Source organism: Klebsiella sp. 2-CIP_Kleb. (genome assembly GCF_050378715.1).
Taxonomy (GTDB): Bacteria; Pseudomonadota; Gammaproteobacteria; order Enterobacterales; family Enterobacteriaceae; genus Klebsiella; species Klebsiella quasipneumoniae.
This window is the reverse complement of sequence record NZ_JBNRLG010000003.1, coordinates 161,987-179,514: the sequence shown is the minus strand read 5'-3', so window position 1 is coordinate 179,514 and position 17,528 is coordinate 161,987. Positions and strand designations below refer to the sequence as shown.

The 17,528-nt window shown below is 60.5% G+C and carries 20 protein-coding genes and 1 riboswitch; of the genes, 3 read left to right on the top strand and 17 right to left on the bottom strand.

Annotated features, from left to right (window positions below):
* The 17 genes from ACQUTP_RS13820 to pduF all read right to left on the bottom strand — a co-directional run bounded on the left by ACQUTP_RS13820 (nucleotide 1) and on the right by pduF (nucleotide 14,226).
* On the bottom strand, nucleotides 1-678 hold the full coding sequence (locus ACQUTP_RS13820) for an energy-coupling factor ABC transporter transmembrane protein (RefSeq protein ID WP_049092081.1): 678 nt from the start codon (nucleotides 676-678) through the stop codon (nucleotides 1-3).
* Nucleotides 665-946: an energy-coupling factor ABC transporter substrate-binding protein gene (locus ACQUTP_RS13815; RefSeq protein ID WP_004205507.1), complete on the bottom strand. Its 282-nt coding sequence runs from the start codon at nucleotides 944-946 to the stop codon at nucleotides 665-667. Before ACQUTP_RS13815 ends, ACQUTP_RS13820 begins: the two co-directional genes overlap by 14 nt.
* Nucleotide 947: 1 nt before the next feature.
* Nucleotides 948-1,685, bottom strand: a complete 738-nt coding sequence (gene cbiM, locus ACQUTP_RS13810) for a cobalt ECF transporter S component CbiM (protein WP_004205506.1) — start codon at nucleotides 1,683-1,685, stop codon at nucleotides 948-950.
* Nucleotides 1,685-2,395, bottom strand: a complete 711-nt coding sequence (locus tag ACQUTP_RS13805) for a cobalt-factor II C(20)-methyltransferase (protein WP_060656701.1) — start codon at nucleotides 2,393-2,395, stop codon at nucleotides 1,685-1,687. The genes cbiM and ACQUTP_RS13805 overlap by 1 nt, the downstream gene beginning before the upstream one ends.
* Nucleotides 2,392-3,186, bottom strand: a complete 795-nt coding sequence (gene cbiK / locus ACQUTP_RS13800) for a sirohydrochlorin cobaltochelatase (RefSeq protein ID WP_017899205.1) — start codon at nucleotides 3,184-3,186, stop codon at nucleotides 2,392-2,394. Before cbiK ends, ACQUTP_RS13805 begins: the two co-directional genes overlap by 4 nt.
* Before the next feature lie 10 nt (nucleotides 3,187-3,196).
* Entirely contained in the window at nucleotides 3,197-3,982 is a 786-nt protein-coding gene (locus ACQUTP_RS13795; RefSeq protein WP_004205499.1) for a cobalt-precorrin-6A reductase, read from the bottom strand.
* Nucleotides 3,979-4,704 carry a precorrin-3B C(17)-methyltransferase gene (locus tag ACQUTP_RS13790; RefSeq protein WP_004205498.1) on the bottom strand — a complete coding sequence of 242 codons (726 nt, stop codon included), beginning with the start codon at nucleotides 4,702-4,704 and terminating at the stop codon, nucleotides 3,979-3,981. Before ACQUTP_RS13790 ends, ACQUTP_RS13795 begins: the two co-directional genes overlap by 4 nt.
* Nucleotides 4,704-5,759: a cobalt-precorrin 5A hydrolase gene (cbiG, locus tag ACQUTP_RS13785; RefSeq protein WP_004205497.1), complete on the bottom strand. Its 1,056-nt coding sequence runs from the start codon at nucleotides 5,757-5,759 to the stop codon at nucleotides 4,704-4,706. Before cbiG ends, ACQUTP_RS13790 begins: the two co-directional genes overlap by 1 nt.
* The gene (locus ACQUTP_RS13780) at nucleotides 5,740-6,513 is read right to left on the bottom strand and encodes a cobalt-precorrin-4 methyltransferase (protein WP_004149602.1); all 774 of its coding nucleotides are present in this window, start codon (nucleotides 6,511-6,513) and stop codon (nucleotides 5,740-5,742) included. The genes cbiG and ACQUTP_RS13780 overlap by 20 nt, the downstream gene beginning before the upstream one ends.
* Complete coding sequence (locus ACQUTP_RS13775; protein WP_023319048.1) at nucleotides 6,506-7,075, bottom strand: decarboxylating cobalt-precorrin-6B (C(15))-methyltransferase; 570 nt, start codon at nucleotides 7,073-7,075, stop codon at nucleotides 6,506-6,508. Before ACQUTP_RS13775 ends, ACQUTP_RS13780 begins: the two co-directional genes overlap by 8 nt.
* Nucleotides 7,065-7,670 carry a cobalt-precorrin-7 (C(5))-methyltransferase gene (locus ACQUTP_RS13770; RefSeq protein ID WP_004205493.1) on the bottom strand — a complete coding sequence of 202 codons (606 nt, stop codon included), beginning with the start codon at nucleotides 7,668-7,670 and terminating at the stop codon, nucleotides 7,065-7,067. The genes ACQUTP_RS13775 and ACQUTP_RS13770 overlap by 11 nt, the downstream gene beginning before the upstream one ends.
* Nucleotides 7,664-8,803, bottom strand: coding sequence for a cobalt-precorrin-5B (C(1))-methyltransferase CbiD (gene cbiD, locus ACQUTP_RS13765; RefSeq protein ID WP_080841389.1), 1,140 nt, complete (start codon nucleotides 8,801-8,803; stop codon nucleotides 7,664-7,666). Before cbiD ends, ACQUTP_RS13770 begins: the two co-directional genes overlap by 7 nt.
* Nucleotides 8,800-9,432 (bottom strand): cobalt-precorrin-8 methylmutase, encoded by a 633-nt coding sequence (locus ACQUTP_RS13760; protein WP_285756345.1) that lies wholly within the window; start codon nucleotides 9,430-9,432, stop codon nucleotides 8,800-8,802. The genes cbiD and ACQUTP_RS13760 overlap by 4 nt, the downstream gene beginning before the upstream one ends.
* A 10-nt stretch (nucleotides 9,433-9,442) precedes the next feature.
* On the bottom strand, nucleotides 9,443-10,402 hold the full coding sequence (gene cbiB, locus ACQUTP_RS13755; protein ID WP_004205489.1) for an adenosylcobinamide-phosphate synthase CbiB: 960 nt from the start codon (nucleotides 10,400-10,402) through the stop codon (nucleotides 9,443-9,445).
* Nucleotides 10,399-11,775 (bottom strand): cobyrinate a,c-diamide synthase, encoded by a 1,377-nt coding sequence (locus tag ACQUTP_RS13750; RefSeq protein ID WP_285756343.1) that lies wholly within the window; start codon nucleotides 11,773-11,775, stop codon nucleotides 10,399-10,401. Before ACQUTP_RS13750 ends, cbiB begins: the two co-directional genes overlap by 4 nt.
* 93 nt (nucleotides 11,776-11,868) lie before the next feature.
* Nucleotides 11,869-12,046, bottom strand: a riboswitch (cobalamin riboswitch).
* Between the two features lie 279 nt (nucleotides 12,047-12,325).
* The gene (gene pocR, locus ACQUTP_RS13745; protein ID WP_004205486.1) at nucleotides 12,326-13,237 is read right to left on the bottom strand and encodes a transcriptional regulator PocR; all 912 of its coding nucleotides are present in this window, start codon (nucleotides 13,235-13,237) and stop codon (nucleotides 12,326-12,328) included.
* Between the two features lie 188 nt (nucleotides 13,238-13,425).
* Nucleotides 13,426-14,226, bottom strand: coding sequence for a propanediol diffusion facilitator PduF (gene pduF, locus ACQUTP_RS13740; protein ID WP_004105118.1), 801 nt, complete (start codon nucleotides 14,224-14,226; stop codon nucleotides 13,426-13,428).
* Nucleotides 14,227-14,751: 525 nt separating this feature from the next.
* Between pduF and pduA the strand changes: the two genes are divergently transcribed.
* From pduA to pduC, 3 genes are read left to right on the top strand one after another with little or no spacing between them, the layout of a single operon-like run.
* Nucleotides 14,752-15,036 carry a propanediol utilization microcompartment protein PduA gene (gene pduA, locus ACQUTP_RS13735; RefSeq protein WP_001183618.1) on the top strand — a complete coding sequence of 95 codons (285 nt, stop codon included), beginning with the start codon at nucleotides 14,752-14,754 and terminating at the stop codon, nucleotides 15,034-15,036.
* On the top strand, nucleotides 15,033-15,845 hold the full coding sequence (gene pduB / locus ACQUTP_RS13730) for a propanediol utilization microcompartment protein PduB (protein WP_004205485.1): 813 nt from the start codon (nucleotides 15,033-15,035) through the stop codon (nucleotides 15,843-15,845). The genes pduA and pduB overlap by 4 nt, the downstream gene beginning before the upstream one ends.
* 18 nt (nucleotides 15,846-15,863) lie before the next feature.
* The gene (pduC, locus tag ACQUTP_RS13725; protein ID WP_004105132.1) at nucleotides 15,864-17,528 is read left to right on the top strand and encodes a propanediol dehydratase large subunit PduC; all 1,665 of its coding nucleotides are present in this window, start codon (nucleotides 15,864-15,866) and stop codon (nucleotides 17,526-17,528) included.

Genomic DNA, 17,528 nt, shown 5'->3' with positions numbered 1-17,528 from the left:
TTAGAGGTGAAAATCACCCTGGTACAATTTGATATCCAGCGCCGTGCTCATCTGTTGATAGCGCAGGAGGACGCGGGTGAACAGCAGTCCCACCAGCATCGCCAGCGAGCGATAGCCCTGCGGCACGCTACCATAGCCAAAACGCAGGGTTTGCGCGCGGTGAATCGCCATCGCCTCGTCCAACAGAATAAAAATGAAGCGCCAGGTCAGCAGGATCTGCTCCGTCAGCAGTCGCGGTACACGACCGCGCTTGAGTAAAATAATCAACTGCGGGAAAGGCAGATTGAGCACCAGCCAGAGCGTCGCCGCCATCGCCGCCAGGCTGCGCCAGAAAGTCTCCCCGGCCACGGCCAGCCCCTGGGCGGAAATCCCTATCGAGAAAGCGCCCAGCCGAAAGCTCGCTAACAGCATCTGCGGGTCGCGGCTGACGCTGAACAGAATGGTCAGCACGCCGACCAGCAAAAAGCCAAAGGGCAGCGCCATCCAGCGGCACCAGCGCTTGAATGAGACCCGTAGCAGCCAGCAGGTCAGCGCGGCGGTTAGCGCCAGCGTCAGCGCCTGGCCCCATGCCGGAAGCGTAAAGGCCAGCGCCATCAGCAGCAGCCAGAGCAGAAACTTCCGCTCTGGCGCCACCTGCAGCCAGCGGCTCTGGTAGCTGAGTCGGTCAAACCCGGTCATCACGGCGCTGTCTGCCCCTCGCATATCCGAGAATGTAAAAAATCACCGCCGCGCCCAGCGAGCCCTGCAGGGTAAACAGCAGGCTCTCAATCTCGCCGCTCGCCGGTTCATATAGCGGCTGGAACCAGGGTTGATAATCCGGCGCCACCGCCTGGATCTGGCTCTCCGCTTCGCCGTCCGAGCCGCCAAACTCGCCGCCGTGGTTAATAAAAAATGGCAGGATCATCAGGGCGACCACCATCGCCAACAGGATCAGGGTCTTTTTCATATTAATGTCCCTCCGCGGCGATCAGTCGCCGTTTGGTTAGCTGATCGTAGATCATCACGGTGAGCAACCCTTCCGCGATGGCGATCGGGATCTGCGTCAGGCAGAAGATGCCCATAAACTTGGCGATCGATCCACCTGCTCCGGTTGCCGGATCGGGAAAGGCCACCCCGAGCTGGACGGAGGTGACAAAGTAGGTCATCAGATCCGCCAGCATGGCGCAGAGAAAGACCCCGACATCGCGACGGATCCCCGCCCGACAGGCCAGCTTCCACACCAGATAGCCGACCATCGGACCGATCACCGCCATCGACATCCCGTTGGCGCCAAGGGTGGTCAGGCCGCCATGCGCCAGCAGCAGCGCCTGGAACAGCAGAACGATCGCCCCCAGCACCGCCACTACGCCCGGCCCGAAGAGGATCACCGCCAGACCAACGCCGGTGGGATGCGAGCAGCTGCCGGTCACCGATGGGATCTTCAGCGCCGAAAGAACAAAAATAAACGCCCCGCAGAGAGCCAGCAGCACCTTCTGATTGCTCTCTTCCTGGACGATACGCCGCAGGCGCACCAGGCCGTACCACAGGCAGGGTAAAAACAGCAGCCACCACGCCAGCGCCCACATCGGCGGCAAAAAGCCCTCCATGATATGCATGGCGAACGCCTCCTGCGGGACGATGATCAGCAGAACAGCAGCCGCCAGCCCCCCATACGAAAGCTGCTTCAGCGATTGCACCTGATTCATTACGCCTCCTCCCACTGTTTGTTAACCAGGATGGTCGAGAAATAGGGCAGCGGCTGATCATCGCTGACCTCGCGCAGGCTGCGCCAGCACTGCTCACCCGGCAGGGTGGCCTCTGACATCATCAGCGCCGCATCCAGCAGCCCCGCCTGCGCCAGCAGCGCCTTAATGCGGGCGAAGCGGCCGTAGACTTTCATCAGAACCAGACTGTCATGCTGGCGCAGCGCCGCGGCAATGTCCGCCTCCGGCGCGGTGCAGGAGATCACCGCCAGCGACTGCTGCTCCATGGCCAGCGGGGTTTTCGCCCGCGCAGCAATGGCGGCGAAGGAGGTAACGCCAGGGACAATCTCCAGCCAGTCCGGGCAGCCAATCCGCTGCAGCAGAAAGACCCAGGTGCTGAACAGCATGGCATCGCCGAGGGTGATAAATCCGACCTGCCTGCCCGCCGCCACTTCCTGGGCCAGCGCCGCGGCGACATCGTTCCACACCGCCTCTTTTTCCGCGCTGTCGGCGCTCATCGGAAAATGGCAGCAGCGGACCTCCGTGTGTGCGCCAAGGTACTCACGCACGATGGAGAGGGCCAGGCTGTCGCCGCCTTTGCGACCGGCTGGCGCATACAGCACATCCAGCTGGCCGAGGATCCGCGCCGCACGCACAGTGATCAGATCGGCCGCCCCTGGCCCGGTGCTCAGGGCGTACAGTTTGCCGCTCATGCTGCTTTCTCCATCGCGTTATTCAGCGCCTGCTGCAGATGGGCGACGAACATCGCCCGCACCGCCGGATTTTCCCCTAACCCGCTCAGCCACGGCGTGGCCGTGATACCGGCGGCGTTGAACAGCGTTTTCCAGGAGTCCTCTTCGTCCGAGGCCATATCGTTAATGGCGTGATCGCCGGCCACCAGCATCAGCGGCATCAGGTGCACGCCGGTCACGCCCTGGCGAGCGAGTTCGTTAATCACGATGTCCACTTCGGGATAGCTTTCCACCGCCCCCACCCGCGCCGGAAAACCCTGCACCGCCATCATATGATCCAGACAGGCGTAGGCCGCGAAGGCGTGGTGGCTGGCGCCATGCCCCATAAATACCACTCGCTCCGTCGCCGCCAGCGGCGGCATCTGCTGGCGCAGGGCCTGCATTAGCTGCACGTAATCGCCATGACCGCTCAACAGCGGCGCGCCCAGCGTCAGACGCTGAAAGCGCGGGCGCATGCTCTGCACTTCGCGAACGATCTTCTCGTACTCGTCGCCGTTGATAATGTGCAGGGACTGGATCGCCACATCCTGGTACCCCTGCTCGGCCAGCTTTTGCAGGGCCTGCAGCGGGGTATCGATATGGATGCCGTCGCGCTGCTGCAGTTTGCGAATAATCATCCCCGAGGTGAAGGCGCGAAACAGCGTGCGGTCCGGGCAGCTGGCGGCCAGATCGCGCTCGCAGGCGGCGATGTTCTTCTCGCGGGTGTCGTGATAGCTGGTGCCAAAGCTCACCACCAGAAGTGCTTTTTTCATATCCTGTTCCTCAAGTCGCCGACAGCCAGCGCGTCAGCCGCGCAGCGAAATCGGCCTGGCTTTGCAGTAATTCATCGCCCGTCACCAGCGGCGCCGGACGGGTAATGACGATGCAGGGGATCCCCGCATCGAGACAGGGTTGTACTTTTTCCTGATAGCCGCCTTCGGCGCCGGAGGCCTTAGTGATCACCACGTCGGCCCGGCACTGGCGGTAAAAAGCGGCGTTGAACGCGGCGCTGAACGGCCCGCACAGCGCGAAAATCTCGCCAACCCCAAACCCCAGCGCGGCGCATTGCGCGATGACATCGGCGACCGGCAACACCCGGGCGAGCAGCGTTTTGTCACCTAATCCCGCCCGCCAGCGCGCCAGATCTTTACTTCCCGTGGTGAGCAGCACGCGCGGGCCGAAACGCCGCGCCACCTCGCAGGCTTGTTCAATGCTCTCTACGGTATAGAGCAGCGGATGCGTCAGGCCGCTCAGTTGCTCAGGGCGCTGATAGCGGCTCAGCAGCACGCCGGCGGTTGCGCAGGCCCGGACGATATTGCGGCTTACCGCTTCAGCGTAGGGGTGCGAAGCATCGATCACCCAGCGGGTCCGGTTAGCCTTTAGCCAGGCGATCATCTCCTCCAGCTCAAGCCGCCCGCAGCGCACCTGGCCGCGAATATCCCCCGCCAGCTGCTGACCGGTGAGCGTCGCCACCGACAGGGTGTAGCGCACGCCGGCGGCGTCCAGCTGCTGGCAGATCGCCCGCGCATCGCTGGTGCCTCCGATAACCAGCACGTCGCCGTGGTTCACAGCGCGTAGCCTCGCGGGGTAATCATCAGACCTTTATCGATGTATGTCGCTTTGTTGCCGACGATCACCAGGCTGGTCATATCCACCGGGGCGAAATCCATCTCCCCGAGGGTGGTCAGCCATTTCTCCTGCTTTTTACGCCCGGCGGATTTGACCACGCCAACCGGCGTATCCGCGCTTTTGCTGGCCGCCAGCAGCGCAAAGGCGCGCGCCAGATGCCCTTCGCGGCCGCGGCTGCGGGGGTTGTAAAAACAGATAACGAAGTCCGCTTCCCCGGCGGCGACAATGCGTTTTTCAATCACCGACCACGGCGTCAGCAGATCGCTGAGGCTGATATGGCAGAAATCATGCATCAGCGGCGCGCCGAGCAGCGAGGCGGCGGCGATACTGGCCGTCATCCCCGGGATCAGGCGGACCTCAATGTCCAGCCGCTGCTTATTAACCAGCTCCAGCACCAACCCCGCCATGCCGTAGATGCCGGCGTCGCCGCTGCTGATCAGCGCAACGTTGTGCCCGGCCTGCGCCAGCTCGATGGCCGCCTGGCAGCGTTCAATCTCTTTGCACATGCCGGTTTTGATCACCTGCTTGTCACCGGTAAAGGCTTTTACCAGGTGGGTGTAGGTCTTGTAGCCCACCACAATCTCCGCCGCCTGCAGGGCCTCCACGGCTTCCATGGTCATCATCGCCTGCGAGCCAGGGCCAATTCCGATTACGCTTAACATCAGTGTGAAACTCCCAAAGTAATAGTGACGCCCTGCTCGCGCAGGGTTTCGCCGGACAGGTTTCCCTGACTCAGCAGCCAGGCCACCGGGCCGGAGACGCTGCCGACGCCGACCGTCTCCCGGACAAAAGACGAGGCCGGAAAGCGGTGCTCGTGCTCGCGCAGCGCCTCGGCGCTGAAGGTTTCGAACGGCACCCGGCAGCGATGAGCCAGCTGGCGGAGCCCCGGCTCGTTTGCCTTCAGGCTCACGCTGCCGATCGCTTTCAACGCCAGTGGGTCAAGGCGCTGGGCAGCAAGCTGGCGCTCCAGCAGCGTACTGAGCAGCGCGCAGGGGGTGTCGCGCCGGCAGCCGATCCCCGCCACCACCCGCTGGGGCACCAGCTTCCAGTGAGGTATCGGCAGCGGCGGCAGCGACCGGCGCAGGGTGATGCAGATCAGCGCGTCGAGCGACGGCAAGCGCGTAAGGTTCCTCACCGGAATAAAGCCGCGCTGGTCGCAGCGGCTTAGCGCCTCGGTAAATTCAGCGTCGCACCACAGTCCCACCCGCTTACCGCTCACCAGCATCTGATTAACGGTTTTCACCGTCGCGCGAAAATCGGTCATCCGGGCGTTCAGCTCAACAGCCAGTGTGTCGAGGGCGGCCAACTCGTTGACGTCGGTTGCGGTGGTGATCACCGGGTCGGCGCCGAGCATCCCGGCGAGATAGCGGGTCAGGGCATTGGCCCCCCCGGCATGGCCGGAGAGCAGGCTGATGACGTGCCGGGCGCGCTCATCAATCACCACCACCGCCGGGTCGCTGAGCTTGTCATTCACCAGCGGCGCCAGCACCCGCACGGCAATCCCGGTGGCGCCGATAAAAATCAGCGCCGAAAAGCTGCTGAACGCCTCGCGGGCAGCGCTGGCAAAGCCGCCGTTAAAGGGGATAAACCCCTCCTCCTGCAGCGCCTCGCTGGTGTAGCAGGTGAGCGGCAGCATGGCCGCCAGCCTTTTTGCCAGCCGCACGCCGCCGGGCGTCAGGCAAAACAGGGCAATGGATTCAGGCTTTACGGTATTCATGGCTAAAATCCGCTGCGTACAGTTTGGAGTAGTGATACTCATCGCCGAGGAAGGGACCGACGAGGATCAGCGCCGTTTTGCGGATCCCGGCGTCGCGTACCTTATCGCCGATGTCCGCAAGGGTTCCGCGGACGGTCTGGCTTTCCGGCCAGGTGGCCTTATAGATCACCGCGACCGGGGTGGTCGCCGGGTAGCCGCCCTCCACCAGCCGCTCCGCCACCCGGTGAATACGCTGCACCGACAGGTAAATCGCCATCGAGGTCTGGTGGCTGGCAAAGGCCTCCAGCTGTTCGCGCGCAGGAACCGGCGTGCGCCCTTCCAGACGGGTAATAATCAGACTTTGCGATACCTCGGGCACCGTATATTCCACCCCCAGCTCCGCCGCCGCCCCGAGGAAGGCGCTGACGCCCGGCACCACCTGCCAGCGGATCCCGCGGCGGGTCAGCTCTTCGCCCTGCTCGCGCACCGAGCCGTACAGCGAGACGTCCCCCGTCTGCAGGCGCACCACCGTTTTTCCCGCCTTCACGCCCGCTTCCATCAGATCGAGGATCTGCTCCAGATGCAGCGCGGCGCTGTCGTGACACTCCGCCTGTGGCGGACAGTAGGCCAGCAGCTCGGTGTTGATCAGCGACCCGGCGTAGATCACCACCTGCGCCTGCTGCAGCAGACGGTAGCCTTTGAGAGTAATCAGTTCGCGATCGCCAGGACCGGCGCCGACGAACCACACGCAATGGGGATCAAAAGTCTCAGCCATGGTTTCCTTCCTTCTGACAGGCGATGACAAAAACGGGATTATGGGGTTTGAAGTAGTGGCCGCTGCCCAGCGTGGTCAGCGATGAGACGTTCAGCTGCAGGCAATCAATCTGTGTAATCCCCCGCTGCTGCAGATAGTCGAGAGCCGCATTCAGGTTCTCCTGCAGGATAAAAGTCATCACCAGACGGCCACCGGGATAGAGCTGCTGCCACGACCAGTCAATGAGCTCGTCGAGGCGGCCGCCGCTGCCGCCCATAAAAATGGCGTCGGCGCGTTCGGTCATCACCATCGGCGCTTCGCCGGGCAGGATCTCAATATTGCCGCAGGCGAAATGCTGGCGGTTTTCGTCCAGCAGCCGGAGAGCCGCGGGGTTGCGTTCGATGGCGGTTACCTGCAAAGAGGGATACTGCAGCGCCGCCTCAATCGACACGCTGCCGGTACCGGCGCCGATATCAATCAAGTGGCTTGCCCGGTGTAGCTCAAGTTTGGCCAGCGCCAGCGCGCGAACCGCCTCTTTGGTCATCGGCACCTTCTCGCCGCGCAGAAAAAGCTCATCTTTCATCGAGGATCACCACCGCGTTCATCTCATATTCGGCATCGACCTCACTGACCGGTAGCCAGTGGATCCGCTCGTTATCCATCGCCAGATTTTCGCCAATCACCATCCAGCGATACCCTTTACCCCGCGCCGCCAGCTGGGCGGCGATTTCCCGCGGCCCGCAGCGCCCGTCGGTCACCATCGCCACCTTGCGCTGGCGCGCCAGCTCATCAAAACAGACGTCCCGTCCGTGGCTGCTGGTCAGCCAGATATCGTTCATATCGATACCGGCCTTCGCGCAGAGATACTGCACCGCGCTGATGCCGGGGATAATGCGCACGCGCTCGATGCCAAAGTGGGCGATCAGCCGCGTGCCGATGCCGTAAAAGAGCGGGTCGCCTGAGGCCAGCACCACCACTTTCTGCGCTGCGCGTTCGCCGAGCCAGACCAGCAGTTCGGCAATATTGGCGCCCAGCGCAAACCGTTCGCCGCGAAATCCGGGGAACTGATCTAAATGCCGCTTACCGCCTACCAGCGCATCCGCGCTGGCGACCGCATCTTGCGCCGCCGGCGTCATCAAATGCAGGCCTGACGGCCCCATGCCGACCACCGTTAACATGACATCTCCCGCGCAATCTCGGCGATCGGCCGATTGCTGCCGAGAACCTTGTTATCAAAGGAGAACATGATGGCGTCGCAGACGGGCGGCGCTTTGGTAAAGCGCAGCATCTGCATCACCCGCAGACAGATGCGTTCAGCAAGATGGTTATAGATAGGCTGAAAACCGTACGCGTCGATGTGCTCCATCGCCGCTTCGGTGGTATCGCATTCGCTCACCAGCTGCAGCAGCGCCAGCGGTGCCCCCTGCAGCGCCAGATGCGCGACCAGCGTTTCCATGCGCGCATCGGCGATATGGCTGTGGGTATGGAAGATCCCGGCGGCGACTTTAATCAACTTGCCGGGATGGCCAATCAGCACGATCTGACGGAACCCGAGGCGCACGGCCTCTTCAATCATGTAGCCGACGAAGTTGCTCATGGTGACCACCACCTGCGAGTCGATGCCCATCTGCTCGCGTACGAAGCGCTCGCCGTGGTTCCCCGGCACCAGCACCACGCGCTCCAGTCCGGCGGCGCGTTTGATCTCCAGCTCGAGGGAGAGCGAGCGCTTCCAGCTCTCTTCCGACATCGGGGTGACGATCCCGGTGGTGCCGATAATCGAAATCCCGCCGAGGATCCCCAGCCGCGCGTTATAGGTTTTTTGCGCCCGCACCTCGCCCTCCGGGGCGAAAATCTCTACCGTCGCCCCGCGCGACGGGCCAATCGCCTCGCGCACCGCCGACTCGATGGTGTGCCGCGGGGTGCGGTTAATCGCCGGGCTGCCTATGGGCAGGCCGATCCCTTTGCGGGTGACTGTGCCGATACCTTCGCCGCCGCGCAGGGTTATCTCGCCGGAGTCGTCGAGCGTCACGCGGGCGAAAATCAGCATCCCGTGGGTGGCGTCAACGTCATCGCCGCCGTCTTTACGGATGGCGGCGATCGCCTGCTGCCCTTCGACGTGCGGCGATTCGACGTTAAGACACAGCGTGACGCCGGAAGGGGTGACAATGGAGACCTGATGAATGAGGTGCTGGCGCATCACCATCAGCGCCGCCACCTTAGCCGCCGCCGTCGCGCACGAGCCGGTGGTGTAGCCTTTGCGCAGCGCTTTGCCGTTGTGCCACACCGGGGCGTCGAAGGATTGCTCGCTCATCGCGCCTCCTGTAAGTGGTACAAAATGGCGTTGACGATGGCGGCGGCGACGTTGCTGCCGCCTTTACGACCCAGCGCGGCGATGCCCGGCAAACCGCTCTGCGTCAGGGCCTCTTTCGACTCCGCCGCGCCGACGAAGCCGACCGGCACGCCAATCACGCCGTTGACCGCGACGTCATGCTCCAGCAGACGAAACAGCGCGGTGGGCGCATTGCCGAAAACAAACACCTTCTCGCCCTCTTCGGCGACCGCGATATCAACCGCCGCCATCGAGCGGGTCATCCCCCGGCTTTGCGCCTCGCGCACCACCCGCGGGTCGCTGATATAGCAGCGGCATTCGCCGCCAAAGCGGGCTAACAGGGTTTTGTTGATCCCGGACAGCGCCATGGTGGTATCGGTATACAGGGTGCAGGGCCGGCTCAGCGCCTCGCTCAGAGCGATCAGGGCATCCGGAGAAAACCACAGAATATCCAGCCACTCGAAGTCAGCGGTGGTGTGGATCACCCGCTTGATAATCGCCTCGTGCAGCGGGCTGGCGAAACGGTAGTCCGGTCGCGTTTCGGCGATGATCTCGCTGATAATGTCGAAGCTTTTCGCCTCAATCGCCTGCGGTTGTTGTATGTACTGCATCAGGTTCTCCTCAGGCCGCGCCGACCAGCCAGTAGCGCAGGCCGATAAACAGCGCCAGCGCCAGGGTTGACGCCACCCACATCAATCGAATGGTTCGGGAAATATCGTCCACCGCAATGTCGCGGACGGCGTCGCCTATCCAGGGTTTTTCAACGCGCTGGCCGAAGTAGTCGTTCGGGCCGCCAAGGCGGATCCCCAGCGCGCCGGCGACGGTCGCTTCCGGCCAGGCGCAGTTAGGACTGCTGTGCTGATAGCGATCGCGCCAGCCCGTCCGCAGCGCCCGGGCGCCATCTTCCCGACATACCACGGCGGCGAGGCTAAGCAGCAGCCAGCTCAGCCGGGCGGGAAGGAAGTTGGCCACATCGTCAAGACGGGCGCTGACCATGCCGATCGCCCGGTATTTTTCGTGCTTATAGCCGACCATGGAATCGAGGGTGTTGACCGCCTTATAGGCCATGGCCAGCGGCGCGCCGCCGAGCAGCAGGAAGAAGAGCGGCGCGATAATGCCGTCGACGGTGTTTTCCGCCACGGTTTCCACCACCGCGCGGTTAATCTGCTGCGGCTGGAGCTGTGTGGTGTCGCGCCCGACAATCCACGACAGCTTGCTACGGCTTTCCGCCAGATCCCCCGCGCGCAGCGGTCGCTCGACGTCCCGCGCCGACTGCGCCAGACAGCGCCCCGCCAGCACGGTGAAGATCATCCATACCTCCACCAGCCATCCCAGCCAGGGGTGGATCCCGCGCGCCAGCGCCAGTACGCCCCAGGCCACAGCCCACGTCAGGCCGGTCACCACCAGCCACATCACTCCGCCGCCGATGCGCAGCGTCCGCTCGCTATGGCAGACGCGCCGCACCACGCGCTGGCTGATGTTGATCAGACGGCCTATCCAGCGCACCGGATGCGGCCAGTGCGGCGGATCGCCAATGACGACATCGAGTATCCAGGCCACACACCAGGCGAGAAGAGTCATAGCGTCCTCCTTGCCGCCTGCAGCCAGTGGTTGAGCATGGTGGGTCGCTGGGCAAAATGGACATGGAGATAGCTGGCAAAGGCGCTGCCGGACTGCCATCCTCCCTGCCACTGCTGAAGCGTCTTGCCATCCCGCTGTTTACGGCAGGCCAGCACGGCGGCGGTGGCGGGAGTAAAATCGGAGTAATGAAATTCATGGCCGCGCAGCCACTCGCCGGGGGCGGCCAGCAGCGTCTGCTGCTGCGCCTGCGCTTCGCAGTAGCCGAACCGGGTCAGACGCGTCCCCATCCGGCTGTAGCCGGGAATGATATCCGCCATCGCATAGCGCTCGCCGCCGGTGACCTCCAGGGCGGAGCCCAGATACATCAGGCCGCCGCACTCGGCGTAGATCGCCACCCCGCGCCGGTGCGCCGCGCGGAGCTGCGCCAGCATCTCCTGGTTGGCTGACAGGCCGGCCGCGTGCAGCTCCGGGTAGCCGCCGCCAAGCCAGATCATCTGGCAGGCCGGCAGCTGGCGATCGCGCAGCGGGCTAAAGCGCACGATCTTCACGCCGCAGCGGACCAGCAGCGCCAGGTTATCGGGATAATAAAAATTGAAGGCCTCGTCGTCGGCGAGGGCCAGCGTCAGCCCTTCGCCGGCGTCGGCGGCAAGCTGCTCCCCCCACTCGCCGGCCGGCAGGTTCGCCAGTTCGCTGAGGGACAGCAGCCGGTCGATGTCGAGGGTGCGCCCCAACAGGCTGGCAAAATCCCGCCATGCCTGTTGATTAACCATCGACTCGCGGGCGGTCACCAGCCCCAGATGCCGCTCGGGCAGCGCCACGCCTTCCACGCGCGGCACATAACCGAGCACCGGCGCCTGGCAGTAGCGCTCAATGGCGCTTTTCAGCAGCTGGAAGTGAGTGTCGCTGTTGACGCGATTAACGATCACGCCGGCGATATTGAGGGCCGGATCAAAATGTTGAAAGCCCATCACCGTGGCGGCGATGGAGGTCGAGACCGCTTTGCCATCCACCAGCAAAATCACCGGGCAGCCAAGCTGTTTGGCCATCGCCGCGCTGCTGCAGTAGTTGGGGTCGGTGCCGTAGCCGTCATAGAGGCCCATCACCCCTTCAATGACTGCGATATCGGCCTGCTGCAGCTGGTCGGCAAACAGCGCGTTGAGTATCGGGGCGGGAAGCATAAAGCTGTCGAGATTGCGGGAGGCGACGCCGCTGATGGCGGTGTGCCAGGCGGTGTCTAAATAGTCTGGCCCCACTTTACAGGGTTGCACCCGCAAACCGCGCTGTTGGAGCAAGCTGAGCAGGCCGAGCGTCACGGTGGTTTTGCCACAACCGCTACCGGTACCCGCAAGAATGAACGCACGCCTGGTTGCCATACCCTGTCCTGTTCAGGTGGTCAGAGTATAGCTGCGCGCATGCCTGGTCCTGCGACCACGCACCGCTAAGCCACCCACTTCCCACCGAAGTTGTTGGTCTGTTACCGGCAGGCAGGTCTTCTGGCTTAGCTTCGTTCTCGCCCGCCCTTCCCAATCTTACGATCAGTGGTTTTTACGGGGTCGTCAGCATCACAGCAGCGGGGGCTGCGGGGGATTGACACCCCCTTCCCTGACACCAAACTGGTGTCGAACCTGTCGGTTTTATTCGCCGATGCGCCCTGCATCGGCGGTTAATGTTTCAAGCTTACTTTTACCGCCTTATCCCCGCCAGAATGACGCCTGCGGAGTGAAGCGGTTTTGAATAATCATCGGTCTCGTATTAACGGACACTCTATCCCATCACAAAAATAAAAACTGGTGTAGTTTATCCCTCGAATATCATTATTTTGTTGCGCTATGACAATTTATTGCTCTACTGTCGTTTTTTTCATTTTATAATGATGAAGATACTCCGGGATATCAAAAATCGGCAATAGCAAAATATTGTCATTTAAAATGACTCAGTTTGTGATCCGGCATTAATTTGCTGACGAAACGCCTGCGGCGTTACCTGATAGGTCTGGCGAAACACTTTACAAAAATAGCTGGTTTGCGAAAAACCTAAATTCCGCGCAATGCTGGCAATGCTCCAGTCGCTGTGGCAAAGCAGCTCTTTTGCGCTCGCCATCCGCTGCTGATTGACCCAGGCGTTAAAGCCGATCCCCTGATATTTTTTAAACAATTTGCTGAAGTAGTACGGGCTGAGATAGACGTGCGCCGCCACCTCCTCCAGACGCAGTTCATCAGAGAGATGCGCGTCGATATAGCGCAGCGCCTTCTTCATTTTGCCATCGTGCGGCGAGGCCGCCCGGCTGCTCTGCGCCGGGTCGTTCTGCGGCGGGTTATCCTTGATAACCACGAAGTTAAGCTGTTTTTTCAGGCAATTCTCGACGATCAGCTTGAGCAGATCCGCTGAGGCGATAACCCGCGAATAGTCCATCTCAGGCACATCGCGGAACGCCTGAACCAGCGCCGGATCGTCCTGCCAGCGGTCATCCACGTTAAGGATGTCCACCAGTTCGATATCGTTGCTCAGACGAACCTGACCGCAGAGCACAAAGCCCACAAGGTGCCCGGCGATAACCAGCGGAATGGAAAAATCGGTTAACCCGGCGTGGCAGCGGTAGATACAGAGCGCATCGGTTTTCGAGGCCTCGAGGCCGCCGCAGCGGTCGCTCATGCGACAGCGGGAGCTGTGCTGGGGGTGCTGGCGCATCAGCTGGCAGAAAGGGGTGAAGTTAAACAGTTCAGATATTTCATCACCGTGAATATTGACAACCACAACCGCCAGACTGGTGGCCTGCGCAAAATCCTGTGCGATTTTATTAATGAGTTCTGAGTTCAGTGTGCTCGCAGAAATCATGATAAAACCTCTCAGTTAATTTTTTGTTATAAATAAAACATTTCTTTAATATTCACTTCCTTTCATCATCATTTACCGCCAACGATAAAAGAATATTACGATAGCAAAAGTCTCCCATCCGTGGGAGACGTTTTTAGCCAGTTCGTGATACCGGTTCATGAAAATTTTTCGCTATTTCAGCGGATGCATTAATCCTCTAATTTACAGGTATTACACGGTAGATTATTACCAATCAGATAACGATAGATGGCCGCGCCGAGACAGGCGCCGATCAGTGGCGCAATAATCGGCACAATAAAGTACGGTATATCCCTTCCGCCGGTCATCGCGATATCGCCCCAACCCGCCATCCACGTAAACAGCTTCGGCCCAAAATCACGCGCCGGATTCATCGCAAAGCCGGTCAGCGGCCCGGTTGAAGCGCCAATGACCGCCACCAGCAGGCCGATCAGCAGCGGGGCCAGCGGCCCTTTCGGTACGCCGTTGCCGTCGTCGGTCAGCGCCATAATCATCCCCATCAGCATGGAGGTGATCACCACTTCAACCAGCGCCGCATGCCAGATGCTCAGCGATGCCGCCGGGTAGGTGCTGAAAATACTCGCCAGCTGCAGGCTCTCTACGCTGCCGCGCGCGATATGGTGGGCGGATTCAAACTCGGTAAACATCGTGCTGTACAGCACATAGGCCAGCACCGCGCCGCCAAAGGCGCCGGCAACCTGTGAAACGATATAGGGGAAAACTTTTCGTCCGGGAAAGCAGGCAAACAGCCATAACGCGACGGTCACCGCCGGGTTGAGATGGCCGCCGGAGATCCCCGAAGTCAGATACACGGCCAGCGAGATCCCCAGCCCCCAGATAATGCATATCTCCCACAGTCCGAGGCTGGCTCCCGCCACCTTTAACGCGCTCAGGCAGCCGATGCCGAAAAACAAAAATAGCCCGGTGCCCAAAAACTCGGCGGTACATTGCGCTTTTAACGAATCATTCATTATGACACCTTCTTAGCAGAGTTCGTGTCCTGACCAGCCAACATCCTGCTGGCAGTAGAGTACAACGGGCACCACTATATGAACTCCCGTCCGCAAATTGTTGGCAACCTGCTGACGGCAGCCTCCGGAAAATTCGGGCATCAATAACAAATTATTGTCATTAAATAACGCAGAATTGCATTGCTCACGCGCGGCTTTCGCCATTATGCCACCACCATGGCATGCAAAAATATTGCTAAAACCAGCTCATCGTTTTCCAACAAACATCACAAATCAGTTTCTCGCGCATAGCAGATAAAATTGAAATCGTCATGAACAAATTTGTAAATATGGAATATACAAAACAAGATAATCACATCAACACAAATAAAAATAATAATTAACATCAAGCACTTAAATAAATAAAAGACAATTTTATATTATCCAATACCCACTATTTTTTCACCATCACATTGAAGTCAGCCATTCTTTTTCCTCGCATCTTCTTATAGTCCCCACTATCGGAACACTCCATGCGAGGTCTTTATGCAACAAGAAGCACTAGGAATGGTAGAAACCAAAGGCTTAACCGCAGCCATAGAGGCCGCTGATGCAATGGTTAAGTCAGCCAATGTGATGTTAGTGGGCTATGAAAAGATTGGCTCCGGGCTGGTCACCGTCATCGTGCGCGGCGACGTTGGCGCGGTGAAAGCGGCCACCGATGCCGGTGCCGCCGCCGCACGTAACGTGGGAGAAGTGAAAGCCGTACACGTCATCCCACGCCCTCACACCGATGTAGAAAAAATCTTACCGAAGGGAATTAGCCAATGAGCAGCAATGAGCTGGTTGAACAGATCATGGCTCAAGTGATTGCCCGTGTGGCAACGCCGGAACAGCAGGCCATCCCTACTGAAAACCATCCAATACGAGAGACGGCTATGGCAGAAAAAAGCTGCAGTTTAACGGAATTTGTCGGGACCGCCATTGGCGACACCCTGGGCCTGGTGATCGCCAACGTCGATACCGCCCTGCTGGACGCGATGAAGCTTGAAAAACGCTATCGCTCCATCGGCATTCTCGGCGCCCGCACCGGCGCAGGCCCGCACATTATGGCAGCGGACGAAGCGGTGAAAGCCACCAACACCGAAGTGGTCAGCATTGAGCTTCCGCGCGATACCAAAGGCGGCGCGGGCCACGGTTCGCTGATTATTTTAGGCGGCAACGACGTTTCCGACGTTAAGCGCGGTATCGAAGTCGCCCTGAAAGAGCTCGACCGCACCTTTGGCGATGTTTACGGCAATGAAGCCGGACATATCGAGCTGCAGTACACCGCCCGCGCCAGCTACGCCCTGGAAAAAGCCTTCGGCGCGCCGATTGGCCGCGCCTGCGGCATTATCGTCGGCGCACCGGCCTCCGTTGGCGTGCTGATGGCCGATACCGCCCTGAAGTCAGCCAACGTAGAAGTCGTGGCGTATAGCTCTCCGGCGCACGGCACCAGCTTCAGTAACGAAGCCATCCTGGTGATTTCCGGCGACTCCGGCGCGGTCCGCCAGGCAGTCACCTCCGCGCGCGAAATCGGTAAAACCGTCCTTGCGACCCTCGGTGCTGAACCGAAAAACGATCGCCCCTCCTACATCTGATACCCGCGAGGCTGATTCATGAGATCGAAAAGATTTGAAGCACTGGCGAAACGCCCTGTGAATCAGGACGGCTTCGTTAAGGAGTGGATCGAAGAAGGCTTTATCGCGATGGAAAGCCCGAACGATCCGAAACCGTCGATAAAAATCGTTAACGGCGCGGTGACCGAGCTGGACGGGAAACCGGTGAGCGATTTTGACCTGATCGACCACTTTATCGCCCGCTACGGTATCAACCTGAATCGCGCCGAAGAAGTGATGGCGATGGATTCGGTCAAGCTGGCCAATATGCTCTGCGATCCGAACGTTAAACGCAGCGAAATCGTCCCGCTGACCACCGCGATGACGCCGGCAAAAATTGTCGAAGTGGTTTCGCATATGAACGTCGTTGAGATGATGATGGCGATGCAGAAAATGCGCGCCCGCCGCACCCCGTCCCAGCAGGCGCACGTCACCAACGTCAAAGATAACCCGGTACAGATTGCCGCCGACGCCGCCGAAGGCGCATGGCGCGGATTTGACGAACAGGAAACCACGGTTGCAGTCGCGCGCTATGCGCCGTTTAACGCCATCGCGCTGCTGGTCGGCTCGCAGGTAGGCCGCCCGGGCGTACTGACTCAGTGCTCGCTGGAAGAAGCCACCGAGCTCAAGCTCGGCATGCTGGGCCACACCTGCTACGCCGAAACCATCTCCGTCTACGGTACCGAACCGGTCTTTACCGACGGCGACGACACCCCGTGGTCGAAGGGCTTCCTCGCCTCCTCCTACGCCTCTCGCGGCCTGAAAATGCGCTTCACCTCCGGCTCCGGCTCCGAAGTGCAGATGGGCTACGCCGAAGGCAAATCCATGCTTTATCTGGAAGCGCGCTGCATCTACATCACCAAAGCCGCCGGCGTTCAGGGGCTGCAAAACGGCTCGGTAAGCTGCATCGGCGTACCGTCTGCGGTGCCGTCAGGCATTCGCGCGGTGCTGGCGGAAAACCTGATCTGTTCGTCGCTGGATCTGGAGTGCGCCTCCAGTAACGACCAGACCTTCACCCACTCCGATATGCGTCGTACCGCGCGCCTGCTGATGCAGTTCCTGCCGGGAACCGACTTCATCTCCTCCGGTTATTCCGCGGTGCCGAACTACGACAACATGTTCGCCGGTTCCAACGAAGATGCCGAAGACTTTGACGACTACAACGTTATCCAGCGCGACCTGAAGGTCGACGGCGGTCTGCGTCCGGTTCGCGAAGAAGATGTTATCGCCATCCGTAACAAAGCCGCCCGCGCGCTGCAGGCCGTGTTTGCCGGAATGGGGCTGCCGCCGATTACCGATGAAGAAGTGGAAGCCGCGACCTACGCCCACGGTTCGAAAGATATGCCGGAGCGCAATATCGTCGAGGACATCAAGTTCGCCCAGGAGATCATCAATAAAAACCGCAACGGCCTGGAAGTGGTGAAAGCGCTGGCGCAGGGCGGCTTCACCGACGTGGCCCAGGACATGCTCAACATCCAGAAAGCCAAGCTGACCGGGGACTATCTGCATACCTCCGCCATTATCGTCGGCGACGGACAGGTGCTATCAGCCGTCAACGACGTTAACGATTATGCCGGTCCGGCAACGGGCTATCGCCTGCAGGGCGAACGCTGGGAAGAGATTAAAAACATCCCTGGCGCTCTTGATCCCAACGAGATTGATTAA